The organism is Pseudomonas pharyngis (genome assembly GCF_021602345.1).
GTDB classification, from domain to species: Bacteria; Pseudomonadota; Gammaproteobacteria; order Pseudomonadales; family Pseudomonadaceae; genus Aquipseudomonas; species Aquipseudomonas pharyngis.
In genome coordinates this window covers 51,926-64,839 of the sequence record NZ_BQID01000014.1, presented here as the reverse complement: position 1 = coordinate 64,839, position 12,914 = coordinate 51,926, and the positions used below count along the sequence as shown (strand labels likewise).

The 12,914-nt window shown below is 58.5% G+C and carries 13 protein-coding genes; 4 read left to right on the top strand and 9 right to left on the bottom strand.

Translation table 11 applies throughout. The annotated features are described in order from the left end of the window. Positions 1 to 103: 103 nt before the first annotated feature. From L6D74_RS24195 to L6D74_RS24185, 3 genes are all read right to left on the bottom strand, one after another. Positions 104 to 664: a GNAT family acetyltransferase gene (locus L6D74_RS24195; protein ID WP_309295713.1), complete on the bottom strand. Its 561-nt coding sequence runs from the start codon at positions 662 to 664 to the stop codon at positions 104 to 106. Positions 665 to 824: 160 nt separating this feature from the next. After that, the gene (locus L6D74_RS24190) at positions 825 to 1,187 is read right to left on the bottom strand and encodes a DUF6124 family protein (protein WP_074690741.1); all 363 of its coding nucleotides are present in this window, start codon (positions 1,185 to 1,187) and stop codon (positions 825 to 827) included. A 531-nt stretch (positions 1,188 to 1,718) separates the two neighbouring features. Then, positions 1,719 to 2,729 (bottom strand): zinc-dependent alcohol dehydrogenase family protein, encoded by a 1,011-nt coding sequence (locus tag L6D74_RS24185; RefSeq protein WP_236190750.1) that lies wholly within the window; start codon positions 2,727 to 2,729, stop codon positions 1,719 to 1,721. A gap of 170 nt (positions 2,730 to 2,899) precedes the next feature. On the opposite strand from L6D74_RS24185, the gene L6D74_RS24180 reads away from it, so the two are divergent. After that, positions 2,900 to 3,814 (top strand): LysR family transcriptional regulator, encoded by a 915-nt coding sequence (locus L6D74_RS24180; RefSeq protein WP_236190749.1) that lies wholly within the window; start codon positions 2,900 to 2,902, stop codon positions 3,812 to 3,814. A gap of 60 nt (positions 3,815 to 3,874) precedes the next feature. Further along, complete coding sequence (locus tag L6D74_RS24175) at positions 3,875 to 5,089, top strand: aldose 1-epimerase family protein (RefSeq protein WP_236190747.1); 1,215 nt, start codon at positions 3,875 to 3,877, stop codon at positions 5,087 to 5,089. Positions 5,090 to 5,102: 13 nt separating this feature from the next. Here the strand turns inward: L6D74_RS24175 and alaE are convergent, their stop codons facing one another. Continuing rightward, positions 5,103 to 5,564 (bottom strand): L-alanine exporter AlaE, encoded by a 462-nt coding sequence (gene alaE, locus L6D74_RS24170; RefSeq protein ID WP_064595710.1) that lies wholly within the window; start codon positions 5,562 to 5,564, stop codon positions 5,103 to 5,105. 20 nt (positions 5,565 to 5,584) lie between these two features. Continuing rightward, complete coding sequence (locus tag L6D74_RS24165; protein WP_236190745.1) at positions 5,585 to 6,508, bottom strand: LysR family transcriptional regulator; 924 nt, start codon at positions 6,506 to 6,508, stop codon at positions 5,585 to 5,587. A gap of 178 nt (positions 6,509 to 6,686) precedes the next feature. On the opposite strand from L6D74_RS24165, the gene L6D74_RS24160 reads away from it, so the two are divergent. Next, positions 6,687 to 7,334: a hydrolase gene (locus tag L6D74_RS24160; protein ID WP_236190744.1), complete on the top strand. Its 648-nt coding sequence runs from the start codon at positions 6,687 to 6,689 to the stop codon at positions 7,332 to 7,334. Between the two features lie 297 nt (positions 7,335 to 7,631). Beyond that, entirely contained in the window at positions 7,632 to 9,038 is a 1,407-nt protein-coding gene (gene gabP / locus L6D74_RS24155; protein WP_236190743.1) for a GABA permease, read from the top strand. A gap of 58 nt (positions 9,039 to 9,096) precedes the next feature. Here gabP and L6D74_RS24150 read toward each other — a convergent pair whose 3' ends face one another. From L6D74_RS24150 to L6D74_RS24135, 4 genes are all read right to left on the bottom strand, one after another. After that, positions 9,097 to 9,669, bottom strand: coding sequence for an eCIS core domain-containing protein (locus L6D74_RS24150; RefSeq protein WP_373874488.1), 573 nt, complete (start codon positions 9,667 to 9,669; stop codon positions 9,097 to 9,099). Between the two features lie 25 nt (positions 9,670 to 9,694). After that, positions 9,695 to 10,129, bottom strand: coding sequence for a DUF6130 family protein (locus tag L6D74_RS24145; protein WP_236190742.1), 435 nt, complete (start codon positions 10,127 to 10,129; stop codon positions 9,695 to 9,697). A gap of 134 nt (positions 10,130 to 10,263) precedes the next feature. Further along, positions 10,264 to 10,770 carry a peptide-methionine (S)-S-oxide reductase MsrA gene (gene msrA / locus L6D74_RS24140; RefSeq protein WP_011333723.1) on the bottom strand — a complete coding sequence of 169 codons (507 nt, stop codon included), beginning with the start codon at positions 10,768 to 10,770 and terminating at the stop codon, positions 10,264 to 10,266. Positions 10,771 to 11,248: 478 nt separating this feature from the next. Further along, positions 11,249 to 12,850, bottom strand: a complete 1,602-nt coding sequence (locus tag L6D74_RS24135; protein ID WP_236190741.1) for a sensor domain-containing diguanylate cyclase — start codon at positions 12,848 to 12,850, stop codon at positions 11,249 to 11,251. Positions 12,851 to 12,914: the final 64 nt, after the last annotated feature.

Below are 12,914 nucleotides of genomic sequence, written 5' to 3'. Positions count from 1 at the left end.
GGGGTGTGAAGACTACATTAAGTGTTTAGTTTGCCAATTAGTACTGTGTTAGATTTTTTTGATATGGTTTTTATTTCTTTTATTTATATGCTTGGTGAGGGGTTCAAATATATTTTGCATGTATGAGTTTTGGTGAGAGTTTTTCGCGAGAGAACGCATGAGGGTAGGCATTTCTTTGCCTCTGCGCGTCAATCTTGACTGGGCGCTTACCTAAAAAGGGCTTCTCTTCAGGCACCACTATATTCGACTCGATCATCTTCCCCATGCTGATGCGGGGTTCGGTCGAATAGCCGAGAGATTCATAAAAGGCTTTGACACTTTCATTTGAGCTGACGATTTGCAGATTGATTTTCATGCACCCTCGCGCCGTCAAAGCCTCCTCTGCATGACGGACCAGATTCATCCCTATGCCTTTTCTGCGGTGCGACGGGTGCACCGCCACCGAATACAACCATCCACGATGACCGTCGTATCCCGCGAGAACGGTGCCAACAACTTCATTTTCTGACAGGGCAACAAAGAAAAGGCCATCCGCTGCGGCCAGTTTTTTGTCGATAGCGAGGCTGGGAGTGTTATGCGCGGTTTCGTAGCCGAAAACGGTTTGCCAGAGTTGCACGACGCAACGGCGATGGTGTTCATTTGAGTAGTCGGCAATAGCGTCCATGTTGTAGCCCTCACATTGAAGGGGCTGACGCTAGCGCCTTGGCGTAGGTAATGTCCACTGTCTCTTTTTTGCCAATAGCTGCCATTTACCATGGCGGCTACAGGCAACGCTCATTCCCTCTGTCGATGCGTACTATCCGGACGCTATAGAGGGCAGGGGTTTAGCTCTTCACCTCAACATGATCCAACGCCTGATTCACCGCCAACTCACTCAACATCACCAACTGCGCAATCCCGATCGCAGTCTTGCGGTGGGCAGGCTCCAGAGTCGCTGCAAAGTTATTGAGCATTTCGCTGGCGGATCCCAATGATTCGCTGGCGTTGGCCAACAGGGATTCAGTGTTGTAGGCCGGGTTGGCCATGTACATGGGGTCGTGCTTGTGATGGCTGCCCATGATCCGTTGCTGAGGTGTGAGGTAGTGATCGAGCGCGCGTTCTGCCGCTTCGTTGAGGGTTCGGGAATCGGGAAATTTGTAGGGAGAAACCGGATCGGTTTCCGGTGGGTTCGGTGTTGGCTTGAACATAGATGTAACTCCAGGGTGAGAAAGTGGAGCCATCAGCCTCGCTACCAAACGAGGGTGGTGGCCATACGGAGGTTGGTAGACCGGTCACCTGGATACCCGGCGCGTCCGAAGACGCCCTACGCATGGCCACCATAAAACAGAGGACGAAAGAGTCCCTGCAATCTGGTGTTGCGATGCGACAGGTAATCCGGGCTACCAAACCCGATCACTGTTTTTCAGTGACCCGGAAACGATAAAACCCGCACCCCAGACGCACAAGCCGGCGGATTCTGGCGTAGTCGTAGGCAATGACGCAAGACGCTGTAGCCGTGGGGAAGTAATGCCGGGCGTTTCTAAACACAAATCAAAAAAGGCTTTAAACACGACGGCTTTCCGCCCGGTTTACTCGCTTCTGGAAACCAGCCGTAATCTGTTGTGTGAAGCATCGGTTGCGCTGCAGACGTCTGATCGCGGCTCGCGATGTCGAAATCCGACACACCTCAGAGCGCTGACGCAGGCAAAAAAAGGCGCCGGATTGGCGCCTTAAGGTTATCAAGCGATCTTGATCACAACCTTCCCAAATGCTCCCCTTGCGAGATGCTCATAAGCCTCACGTGCTCTCTCGAACGGATACACCTGATCGATCACGGGGCGGATCTTGTGCTGGTTGAGGAATGTGTTCATTCGATCGAATGATGAGCGCGGCGCTACGGCGATTCCGCGAATGGTCGTCTGGCGGAAGATGAGTGGCATCAGATTGAGTTCTACGGTTTGCCCCGTTAAAAATCCGATCTGCGCAATGCGCCCCGATGCCTTGGTTGCGGCGACCGATTGATTGATGCCACTGCCGCCGGCTACGTCGAGCAGTAAATCCACGCCTTTGCCTTCGGTCAGCTTCAGCACTTCGTCCGCCCATTTAGGGGTCGTTCTGTAGTTGATGCCTGCCACGGCCCCCAGCCCCTTGACGGTTTGCAGATTCTTATCGCTACTCGACGTTGCGATGACCTTCGCGCCAAGCGCAGTTGCGATCTGCACGGCAAATATCGACACACCTCCCGTGCCTTGAACCAATACGGTTTGGCCCGGTTGGATCTGTCCAAAGTCCACCAGCGAATACCAGGCTGTGAGCGCAGCAATCGGAAGTGTGGCCGCCTCTTCGTCGCTCATGTTGTCCGGGGCACCGACGGCGCTGTCTTCATGGATGATCATGTATTCGGCCAAGCCGCCGGGGAGCGGTGAACCGAAGCAGTAATCGGGTTCGTTCGGGCCTGGCTCGCCATCCAGCCAGCGTGAGTAAAGATGTGAGTTGACCCGATCACCGACTTTGAAACGCGTGACGTTGTCACCGATCGCTACCACCGTGCCGGCGGCATCGCTCACCGGGATCAGTGGTTTGGGCACCATGTGCGGTTCATAAATGCCGTCGACGATTGCCTTGTCGCGAAAGTTGAGCGAGACAGCACCGACTTTCACCAACAATTCGCCAGCCTTGGGCTGCGGAGTCGCGACCTCTCCCAATTGCAGGTTGTCGAGTCCGAAATCTTTCAATAACCACGCTTTCATTGCGAATCTCCAAATACACGTCAATGGCCTCAAACCAGACAGGTTCTGCCTTGGGTGCATTTTTCGCTTTTGACGATGCGCAATAAATGCGTGGCAAAAGACATGATTGTTCTATCCTTGAGCAACAATCATGTTCGACTCGCGGTCAAGCGGGTTCATAGGGTAGCGACATGGAACTGCTTCAATCGATGCGACTGTTTGCCAGGCTTGCGGAACTCGGCAGTTTTACCAAAGCCGCCGAATCGCTGGACATCGGGCGGCCCCAGGTCACCCGATATATCCAGGAGCTGGAAACGTCATTGGGCGTGCGCCTGTTTCAGCGCACCACGAGAAAGGTGGCCCTTACCGCCGAGGGCGAGAGGTTCTATGAGCGGGTACAGGAGATTTTGGCGGATATTTCTGCTGCGACCTCAATGTTTGACCGATCCGGAGCAACGCTCACGGGCCGACTTCGTGTCGATATCCCGACCGCTTTCGCGCAGTTGGAATTCATCAAAAGCCTTAAAGAATTCACCGCCTCTTACCCAGGTATCAACATGGTTCTGGGCGTGACTGACCGGGCTGTCGACCTGATCGGAGAGGGCGTCGACTGTGCATTGCGTATTGGCGATCTACCGGATTCGACCTTGATCGCTCGCCCTATCGCGATGGCGACCATGGTGACCTGTGCCGCGCCCGAGTATCTGCACCAGTACGGGGAACCCGAGAAACTCGACGATCTGGCCTCCCATCGAGGCGTCAACTTCTTGTCCGGTCAGAACAACAGGACATTGCCTTGGCATTTCTCGGTGAAAGGTCAGAATCGAACGTTTGTGAGTAACGCGGGCATCACCGTTACCGAGTCGAATGCTTATGTCCAGTGCGGCGTGTCGGGTTTCGGAATAATCCAGGCGCCTGGGATTACCGTGGCCGAGCATTTGGCCAGTCGCGATTTGGTGGAAATTCTAAAGTCCTATCGGCCAGCCCCTCGCCCTGTTTCGTTGCTCTATCCAAGTCGGACGCATTTGGCACCCCAGGTTCAGGTTTTTATCGAGTGGCTGCAAAAGCGTTTTCCGCAGCTTCATTCTGACTGGCTGGAAACATAGCTTGATGAAACGTTTCAGCAGGTTTATAAAAACCGCACAACTCCAAGAAAGGCCACTCCCATGACCCCGCTCAAACTCGTTGTTGCCCTCAGCGCACTGTCCGCTGCTTCCCACGCCATTGCCTGGGATTACGTTCTGCTCGACACCGACAAAGCCGCTCAGAACTGGCAGATCACCAGCCAGCAACTCGGCGTGAAAACCGACAAACCCTTCAGCGTCAGCCTGCGCACCTTGCATGGTGGTCGGCAGGAGGGCGTCAGTATTGTCGACATCGATAACGGCACGATGAAACTCTCGGTGGTGCCGACGCGAGGAATGAACATCTTGCAGGCCTCGGTCGGCGATGTGCGCATGGGTTGGGATTCGCCGGTCAAGGAGGTGGTCAATCCGTCCTTCATCGAACTCAATGGCCGCGGTGGACTGGGCTGGCTGGAGGGTTTCAATGAGTTGGTGACCCGCTGCGGATACGAATGGGTCGGCCACCCCGGCGTCGACAACGGCGAACTGCTGACCCTGCACGGTCGGGCCGCCAACATTCCGGCGAACAAAGTCACCTTGCACATCGATGAAACGCCACCATACGCCATCACCCTGCGTGGTGAGCTGAAAGAGCAGGCGTTCAAGAAAGTCGACTTCTCCGTCGCCACCGAACTGGTCACCGAGCCCGGCAGCGTCGTGTTCGCCCTTAACGACACCCTGACCAACAACGGTGACTATCCGAAGGAATACCAGGCGCTGTACCACAGCAACTTCAGCACCCCGTTCCTGGAGCAGGGCGCTCGTTTCGCCGCGCCGGTGAAACAGGTGTCGCCGTTCAACGACAAGGCCAAGGGCGATTTGGCTGAATGGCAAACCTACCGCGCACCGACCAAGGACTACGACGAAACGGTTTACAACGTCGTGCCGTATGCCGATGCCAAGGGCGATACGTTGACCGTGTTGCATAACAAGGCCGGCAGCCTGGGCGTTTCGGTTGGCTTCAATACGCAGACGTTGCCGGTGTTTTCCCTGTGGAAGAACACCGATACCCAAGGCCAGGGTTATGTCACCGGGCTGGAGCCGGGGACGAGTTTTTCCTACAACCGCCGTTATCAGCGTCCACTGAACCTGGTACCGACAATCGGGCCGAAGGAACACAAACAGTTCCGCATCAGCTACAGCTTGTTGGCGGATAAGGCGGCCGTGGACAAGGCCTTGAAGCAGGTGAGCGACATTCAGGGCGGGCGGGAGACCGAGGTGCGGCAGACACCGTTGGTTGATCTGACCAAGGGCTGAAGTCGGAGGTCGCTCAACTGTTCAGCGACATCGGCTTGTCGCCACCCGGAGGCAAGCCGAATACCTTGCGCACCCTGTTGAGAAATGCGCCGTAGGGTCGCCCCAGCGCCAGCATCATCAATGCCGCACCGAGCGTTCCGCGAATCAACTCACCTCCCGATGCCCCACTGGAGGCAATGATCGCTGCATAGAGGGGCACCTGGAAACTGACGAGGGCGAAGCTGTCCCACAGCAACCTGGAAACCCGACGCGGACTGGCTCGCTTCATCACCCAGTCCCGCCACAGGCCGTAAGGCCTTGCGACTGGCACCATCAATACGGCGCCCACAAGGCGCGCATGAAGAACCTGATCCCACGTCATGCCGGCAATGAATCGTTCATTGATGATGCCGGTGGTTGTGAAGAACAGGATCAGCGCCGTTGTGTCTGCGAGAAACGCAGTTCGACGCATTGACTGTTGCGGGCGTTGCAGCAAATCACATCTCCTGTGTGGGTTCAGGTAGGCGTCAGCGCATCCTCCTGATGTGACAGAGGCTGCACCGCCAGGTGCGGAGATTCGCCGAAGAACTCGATCAGCAGCTCGGTGAGCACGCGTATTTTCCGGGCAGGATGCGGACCCGGCGGGCGGAGAATGTAGGCGCCGGCCTGGGGTGGGGGATGGTTTGTCATGATCTGCATCAGTGCGCCCGATGCCAAGTGCTCGTGGGTGAGGCAGTCGGGCAGGTAGGCGACGCCGAGGCCTGCGATGGCAGCGGCGACGAGGGCGGTGCCGTTGTCGGCCTTGAAGCGTCCTTGCGGACGAACCGTGACGGTTTTGTCGCCGTCCATGAATTGCCAGGCTTCGGTGCCCTGCATGAGCGCCTCATGGTTGACCAAATCGTCCGGTTTCTCAGGGGCGCCGTGCGCCTTGATGTAGTCCGAGCTCGCGACGAGCTTGGTAAAGACCGGGCCAATACGCCTTGCGATCAGATTGGAGTCCTTCAGATAACCCACTCGAATGGCGCAATCGTAGCCCTCGGTGATGAGGTCAACGAAGCGATCACTGTAGCAAGTCTGCATATGCAACTGAGGGTGACGGCGCGCCATTTCCGCCAGCACCGGCGCGAAGTGAGTCGGGCCGAACGACAGCGGAACGGCCACGCGCAGTCGGCCGCGGAGCGCGCCGGCGGGCAGGATGGTTTCCTTGGCGACGTTGATCTCGGTGCAGACCCTGGCGGCGTAGTCCCGGAATATCGCACCAGCCTCAGTGAGTGCCGAACCGCGCGTTGAGCGTGCCAGCAGTTGCACACCCAGTTCGGTTTCAAGGCGGGCCAGGCGGCGACTGACGATCGACTTCGATACGCCAAGACGCAGTGCAGCCTGCGAAATGCCCTCGGCGTCAGCCACTTCCACGAAGGTCTGTAGTTCTTCGATATCCATGCTTGCGTTCCCCGTTGTGCGACACAGCACATCGCGTGATGCTACTACTGCCTCGAACATGGGAACAGCACAATGGATTTTCCAGGCACCTCAGGCTTTTCGCCTTTCCTGGAATTGATTTTCCGCACGGGCTTCGGCCCTTTCACCAACGTGCGTCACCCATAAAAAGGATTTGCCCATGGCAAGCGAAACGCTCCGCAACGCCCAGACCGATCAGTTGCTGACCCCGGAAAACTCGGCGTTGATCATCATCGATTATCAGCCTGTTCAGGTTTCCTCGATCCGCTCGATGCCGCGTGACGAGCTCGTCTTCAACATCACCAGCGTCGCCAGGGCGGCGGTCAACTACGACCTTCCGATCATCCACTCGACTGTCAATGTCGCGACCGGCCGCAACAAGCCGCCGATTCAGGAGCTGCAACAGGTGCTCGGTCACCTGCCGACCTATGACCGCACCTCGATCAACAGTTGGGAGGACACGGAATTCAAACAGGCGGTCAAGGCGCTTGGCCGCAAGAAACTCATCATGACTGCACTCTGGACCGAAGCCTGTCTGACTTTCCCGGTGCTCGACGCCATTCAGGAAGGTTATGAGGTGTATGTGCCGGTCGATGCGGTTGGCGGCACATCGCTCGCCGCACACGAGGCGGCGTTGCGCAGAATGGAGCAGGCGGGCGCAAAGCTCATCAGCCGCGTGCAGATGTACTGCGAACTGCAGCGCGACTGGGCGCGAGCAGTGACCGTGCCGGGCTTTATGGGCGTGTTCGAGAACTTCGACGGGTTCAATGCTGAAAAGGCTCTGGAAGAAGCAGGCAACAAGGCCTGATGAGCGGCAATTGATGAAGGTGGCACCTCGCGAAAGCGGGTGCTGCCTTTGTTTTTTGCGCGAGGTCGACTCATGTCGAAATCAGACTCGTCCATGCCGCTCCCAGGCTATTTGCGATCAACGCCGGGCACGTAAGGTGACGCATCATTTCATCGCCCTGCGTCGTCGTCCGACCGATTTGTAACGCTGCAGCGCTTGAGGTGCGCCGCTCTGGAGCAGGGCAAGAGGAAGAAATGATGATCGCCTGACACGTCGTCAGTACGCCCAAACGTCGATCACCAGAGAACAACAAAAACAATGAATAGCTTGAACTCGAAGGACTCGAACGGTCAGTTGGCGCAGGGCTTCAAGCCGCGTCACGTCACCATGCTTTCCATTGCCGGCATCATCGGTGCGGGGCTGTTTGTCGGCTCCGGCCACGCCATTGCCGCCGCCGGCCCGGCAGTCTTGCTCGCTTATCTGTTTTCCGGCCTGCTGGTTGTGCTGGTCATGCGCATGCTCGGTGAAATGGCCGTGGCCCATCCGGACACGGGATCGTTTTCCACCTACGCCGATCAGGCCATCGGCCGTTGGGCGGGGTTCACCATCGGGTGGTTGTATTGGTGGTTCTGGGTGCTGGTGATTCCGATTGAAGCGCTGGCCGCCGGGCATGTCTTGAATCAGTGGTTTCCCCAGGTCGATGCGTGGTTGTTCGCGTTGTTGTCGATCATTTTGCTGGTGGTGACCAACCTGTTCAGCGTGTCCAAGTACGGTGAGTTCGAGTTCTGGTTCGCGATGGCCAAGGTGGTGGCGATCATCGGGTTCATCGGGCTGGGTTTTGCGGTCTTGATGGGCTGGATTCCGGAGCGTGAGGCCAGCGGGTTGAGCCGCTTGATGGAAGAGCACGGCGGGTTTGCGCCCAATGGCCTGTCGGCGGTGGTTGGCGCCTTCATCACCATCATGTTCAGTTTTATCGGGACGGAGGCGGTAACCATCGCGGCAGCCGAATCGAGCAACCCGGCGCAGAACATCGCCAAGGCCACGCGCTCGGTGATCTGGCGCATTGGCGTGTTTTATCTGCTGTCGATTTTCGTGGTGATTTCCGTGGTGCCCTGGAACGATCCGCTGCTGGCGTCCGTTGGCTCTTACCAGCGCGCGCTGGAGCTGATGAACGTTCCCAACGCCAAATTCCTGGTCGATGTAGTGGTGCTGATCGCGGTGGCCAGTTGCATGAATTCCTCGATCTACATTTCTTCACGAATGCTGTTCTCGCTGGGTCGACGCGGCGATGCTCCGCAACCGCTGAAAGTGACCTCCGCGGCGGGCGTGCCGAGGGCGGCGGTGATCGCCAGCACCGTGATCGGTGCCGGGGTGACGCTGTTCAGCTATTTCATGCCGGCCGGATTGTTCCAGTTTCTGCTCGCCAGCTCCGGCGCAATTGCGCTGCTGGTTTATCTGGTGATCGCGGTTTCGCAATTGCGCATGCGCCGGATGCTGCGTCGGCAGAACGTCGAGCTGACGTTTCGCATGTGGCTGTTTCCATGGCTGACGTGGCTGGTAATCGCGTTCATCTGCGCCGCGCTCGCGGTGATGATGGTGACGCCCGAGCATCGTCTGGAAGTGACGTCGACCATTGGCCTGGCGCTGGCGATTTCCTTTATCGGGCTGGTGACCACGCGGCAGCACGGGCAGGCGAGGGCAGGGGTTGCGGCGGGCAAGGCCTAGGTTTTTCTGGTGCTTGAACGGTGGGGCTGGCCCCGGCATGGACGCAGGGGATGTCCGATCACCGGGCTTCGGCTCGCAGCCAACGTCTGACTTCGCCCTGTATCGCATACGCCGGTGCCTCGACCGCATTGAAATCCTGCGTGTAGCGCTGCGCAAACCCGTCGACTCCCCATTGCTGAAACTGCTGCACGTGCTTCAGTTCGTGCGCCCAGAGCGTGACGTTGTGTTCTGCGGTTTCAGCGTCGCGGAACAGGATGATGTCGATCAGCGTCACTGCACCGACATCCGGGTTCTGCAGGATGGCCGTGGCGGCGTTGTATTGGCCGTCGTTGGTGACCTTGTAATGCACGGCATCGAGGACGCCGGGGTCATACCAGCGCAGCAGTTGCTCCCGGATGTGCGGGGGAATCGGTTTGATCTCGGTTCTGGCGGCTTCGGCGCGGGCCTGAGTCAATCCCATGGCCAGAGCTGGAGCCGCGATCCGGAAGAGGCCTTCCGACAGTCGCCCCGGGTCCGGCAGGCAAATGCAGCTGTCGAGACACACTTGTTTTTCGCCGGCAGGGCAGGTGTCAGCCTGGGCAGGCGTTACAAGGGCAAGCCAGGTGACGAGGCTGATGAGCGTGGATGGCATGGGCGCTATTCGATGTATGGCCTCTTCAGGGCGTTTTCTCGGGAACGACAAAATCCACTGTCGCACGGGTGAGAATCCGGTGAGTCGGGTCCGCCACTTCAACCAGAACCTTGTGTTTGCCCGGTGTCAGCCCCACCAGGATGATCGGATCTTCACTGGTGTGCGCCCACGTGCCTTTCCAGTCGTCGACCGTGACATGCAGGTGACCGAGACGAGGTGACACATCCGCTGCCACTTTGCCAAACACCGGCATGATCCGGGCGTGTTCGGTTCGGTACTGAATGATGACAACGCCGCGCGCGAGCGGCTCGGGGAGCGGCGGGTAGGCGATGAGTTGCGGCGCCGATTCGGATGGCAGGGGAAGGATGGCTGGCGGCTGAAGCGGATCTGCGCCTTGAGCCTGCGCTGCCATGCAGACAAGAGTCAGCAGGACGAGCAGGTTTCGGGGAACGAGGGGCATGGTGTTCTACTCCCGCGTGATGTCCTTCAAGGCTAGATCAAGCTGGGAGGTTGTCTACGTATTACATGTCTGGCGAAGAAAGGGATCAGGCACAACGCGACGAACACCGCGTTGCGCACCGACCCCGCTGCACCTCAACCGCGTTTCGGCAGCTTCCAGTTCGGGCGAATGAAGTGGCAGGTGTAGCCATTCGGAATGCGCTCGAGGTAATCCTGATGCTCCGGCTCCGCTTCCCAGAACGGCCCCGCCGGTTCAATTTCGGTAACCACACGACCTGGCCACAGGCCTGATGCGTCGACGTCGGCCGCAGTGTCTTCGGCGATATCGCGTTGCTGCTCGTTCAGGTAATAGATCGCCGAACGATAGCTCGGACCGAGGTCGTTGCCCTGGCGGTTGGGCGTGCTGGGGTCGTGGATCTGGAAGAAGAACTCGAGGATCTGCCGATAACTGATCACGGCGGGGTCGAAGACGATTTCGATGGCTTCGGCGTGGTTGCCATGATTGCGGTAAGTGGCGTTCGGCACATCGCCGCCGGTGTAACCGACCCGCGTCTGCAGCACGCCGGGGTAGCGGCGCAACAGATCCTGCATGCCCCAGAAGCAGCCGCCGGCGAGAATCGCAGTTTCGGTTTGAGTGGTCATGGCATGTCCTTCCTCTCGAATGGGTCGCAGATGTTCCTTGATATGAGGGAGTGTGGGCCGATTCCAAGGTTGAGCCGGTAAATAAATCGTTACGGTGTCTTCCCGCAACCGGCGAGCCAACCATCAGGCTCCATTTCTTTGCCACACGTTGCGGCTACTTTCAAAAAAATGCGGCTGACTAGCGGAAACCCTGATGGGCAAACCGGGCTCTTCGGCACGAAGTCTGGAAGCAAGCGCTGGTTGAGCTTTTGGCTTCTTGTGTTTCATGGACACCTCTCGTGCCTGGTTGCTTGAGTCGATCTTATGGGGGGTCCAGTGGAAAGACGCCTTTTCTTCGCATCGTCTGTGTTCTGTCCGGAGCAGGCAGCAGACGGTATCGAAGGCGAGGGCGCCCACGTAATCAGGCGTTAGGGACGGCTGCTGTAGGACGCTGCTTATGTGAGTGAAGGACGCTGGAATTGGCTGGTTTTAGTCACACTCAGCGATCCGTCCGCGGCATCGCCGCAATCGGCTGGATTTGCCGGGAGGCCTGCGCCGAGCACCAGCGATTCCGCCCTTGCTGCTTGGCCTGATACAGACAAGTATCGGCGGATTTTAGCAAAGTGGCCGGGGTCACCGCATCGTCAACCGGATAGCGCGTGGTGATCCCCGCACTCGCGGTGACGTATCCCAGTGGATGCCCGGCATGTTCAAGCTCCAGTGAACGAATGGTCTGCAGAATGTCTTCGGCCACCTGAATCGCCCCGGCGTTGTCGGTGTTGGGCAACAGCACGGTGAACTCTTCGCCGCCGTAGCGCACGGCCAGGTCTGAGGGCCGCTTGAGCGCTTTGCGGATACCGTCGCCGACCGCGATCAGGCAGTCGTCGCCGGCAGCGTGACCGTACTGGTCGTTGTAGCGCTTGAAGTAGTCGACATCGAGCATGATCAACGACAGCGGCGAACCCTGACGCCGGGCCAGGCGAATCTCGTCCGTCAGCGCCGCGTCCAGGCGTCGGCGATTGCCGAGGCCTGTGAGGCTGTCGGTCAGCGCCATGTCGCGCATGGTCTTGTGCGCGGAACGGATCTCCCGTTCCATCGCCATCCGCTGACGCAGCTGGCTCAGGACGATAAGCCCGAAACAGGCCAGCACCAGAATCAGGAACACCAGCACGAAGCCGTTTTTCAGCAGGTCCTGGCGCCACGGCGCGATGATGGAGTCACGGGACAAACCGGCTTCGACCACCAGCGGGTAGGTGGTCAGCGCGCGATAGCCATAAAGGCGCTCGGTGTCGTCGACCACCGCCCTGATCTGGACAATGCCCTGGTTGGCGTTGGGCAGGTAGGTCTTGAAGATCTCGCTGTTCGCCAGGCTTTTGCCGACTACGGAAGCAATGAACGGCCGGCGCACGAGGATCGTGCCGTCGCGCATCGCCAGCACCAGCGCGCCTTTGTCATCGATGCGGAAGTCACCGTAGTAATCGACAAAATAGCTGACCTTGACCGTCCCCAATAGCACACCGGCGAACGAGCCGTCGGGATTGTTCAAACGTCGTGAGATCGGAATGATCAGGTCGTGGGTGGAACGGCTCTCCACCACCTGACCGATGCGCACGCGCCGGTCTTCATGGGTGCGGTGGTACTGAAAATAATCGCGGTCGGCGTTGTTGGCGGTTTCGGGCGTGACCTCCTTGTCGGTCACGATCCACTGGCCGTCCGGGCCGTAGATGAACAAGCCATGCAGCTGCGGCATGATTTTCGACTGCTGGATGAGCAGCTTGTGAATCCGTGCCACATCCAGGTTCTGCAGCCCATCGCCTTCAACCCGCTCGGCCAGCCCGGCGGTCAGCACATCGACCTGGCGGATGGTGTCCTCGGCGTGTTGCGCCGTGGCGCGGGCGAGGTTGGTCACCGAATCGCGTGCGGAAGCAAACACCGAACGGTAATCGCGCCACGTCCTCCAGCTCTCGACGGTCAGAAAAGCCACGACCACCATCAGCATGAAACTGACGGTCAGGCGAAAGGTCGAGCCGGCCTTCACGCCTTGGCGAGGCGCGCGCGGTTTTTCATCTGGCGTGGGCGCTTGCGTGTTGCGTCCGGGCATCAACATTCCCTGGCTGTCGTTGTGAGCGAGTGAACAGTATGACAAGGATCGGGGGGAAGGTCGG

Coding starts and splice junctions, on each gene's coding strand:
- L6D74_RS24160 (WP_236190744.1), top strand. CDS start 6,687: ATGGCAAGCGAAACGCTCCGCAACGCCCAGACCGATCAGTTGCTGACC.
- gabP (WP_236190743.1), top strand. CDS start 7,632: ATGAATAGCTTGAACTCGAAGGACTCGAACGGTCAGTTGGCGCAGGGC.
- L6D74_RS24165 (WP_236190745.1), bottom strand. CDS start 6,508: ATGGATATCGAAGAACTACAGACCTTCGTGGAAGTGGCTGACGCCGAG.
- L6D74_RS24135 (WP_236190741.1), bottom strand. CDS start 12,850: ATGCCCGGACGCAACACGCAAGCGCCCACGCCAGATGAAAAACCGCGC.
- L6D74_RS24195 (WP_309295713.1), bottom strand. CDS start 664: ATGGACGCTATTGCCGACTACTCAAATGAACACCATCGCCGTTGCGTC.
- L6D74_RS24190 (WP_074690741.1), bottom strand. CDS start 1,187: ATGTTCAAGCCAACACCGAACCCACCGGAAACCGATCCGGTTTCTCCC.
- msrA (WP_011333723.1), bottom strand. CDS start 10,770: ATGACCACTCAAACCGAAACTGCGATTCTCGCCGGCGGCTGCTTCTGG.
- L6D74_RS24185 (WP_236190750.1), bottom strand. CDS start 2,729: ATGAAAGCGTGGTTATTGAAAGATTTCGGACTCGACAACCTGCAATTG.
- L6D74_RS24145 (WP_236190742.1), bottom strand. CDS start 10,129: ATGCCCCTCGTTCCCCGAAACCTGCTCGTCCTGCTGACTCTTGTCTGC.
- L6D74_RS24150 (WP_373874488.1), bottom strand. CDS start 9,669: ATGCCATCCACGCTCATCAGCCTCGTCACCTGGCTTGCCCTTGTAACG.
- L6D74_RS24175 (WP_236190747.1), top strand. CDS start 3,875: ATGACCCCGCTCAAACTCGTTGTTGCCCTCAGCGCACTGTCCGCTGCT.
- L6D74_RS24180 (WP_236190749.1), top strand. CDS start 2,900: ATGGAACTGCTTCAATCGATGCGACTGTTTGCCAGGCTTGCGGAACTC.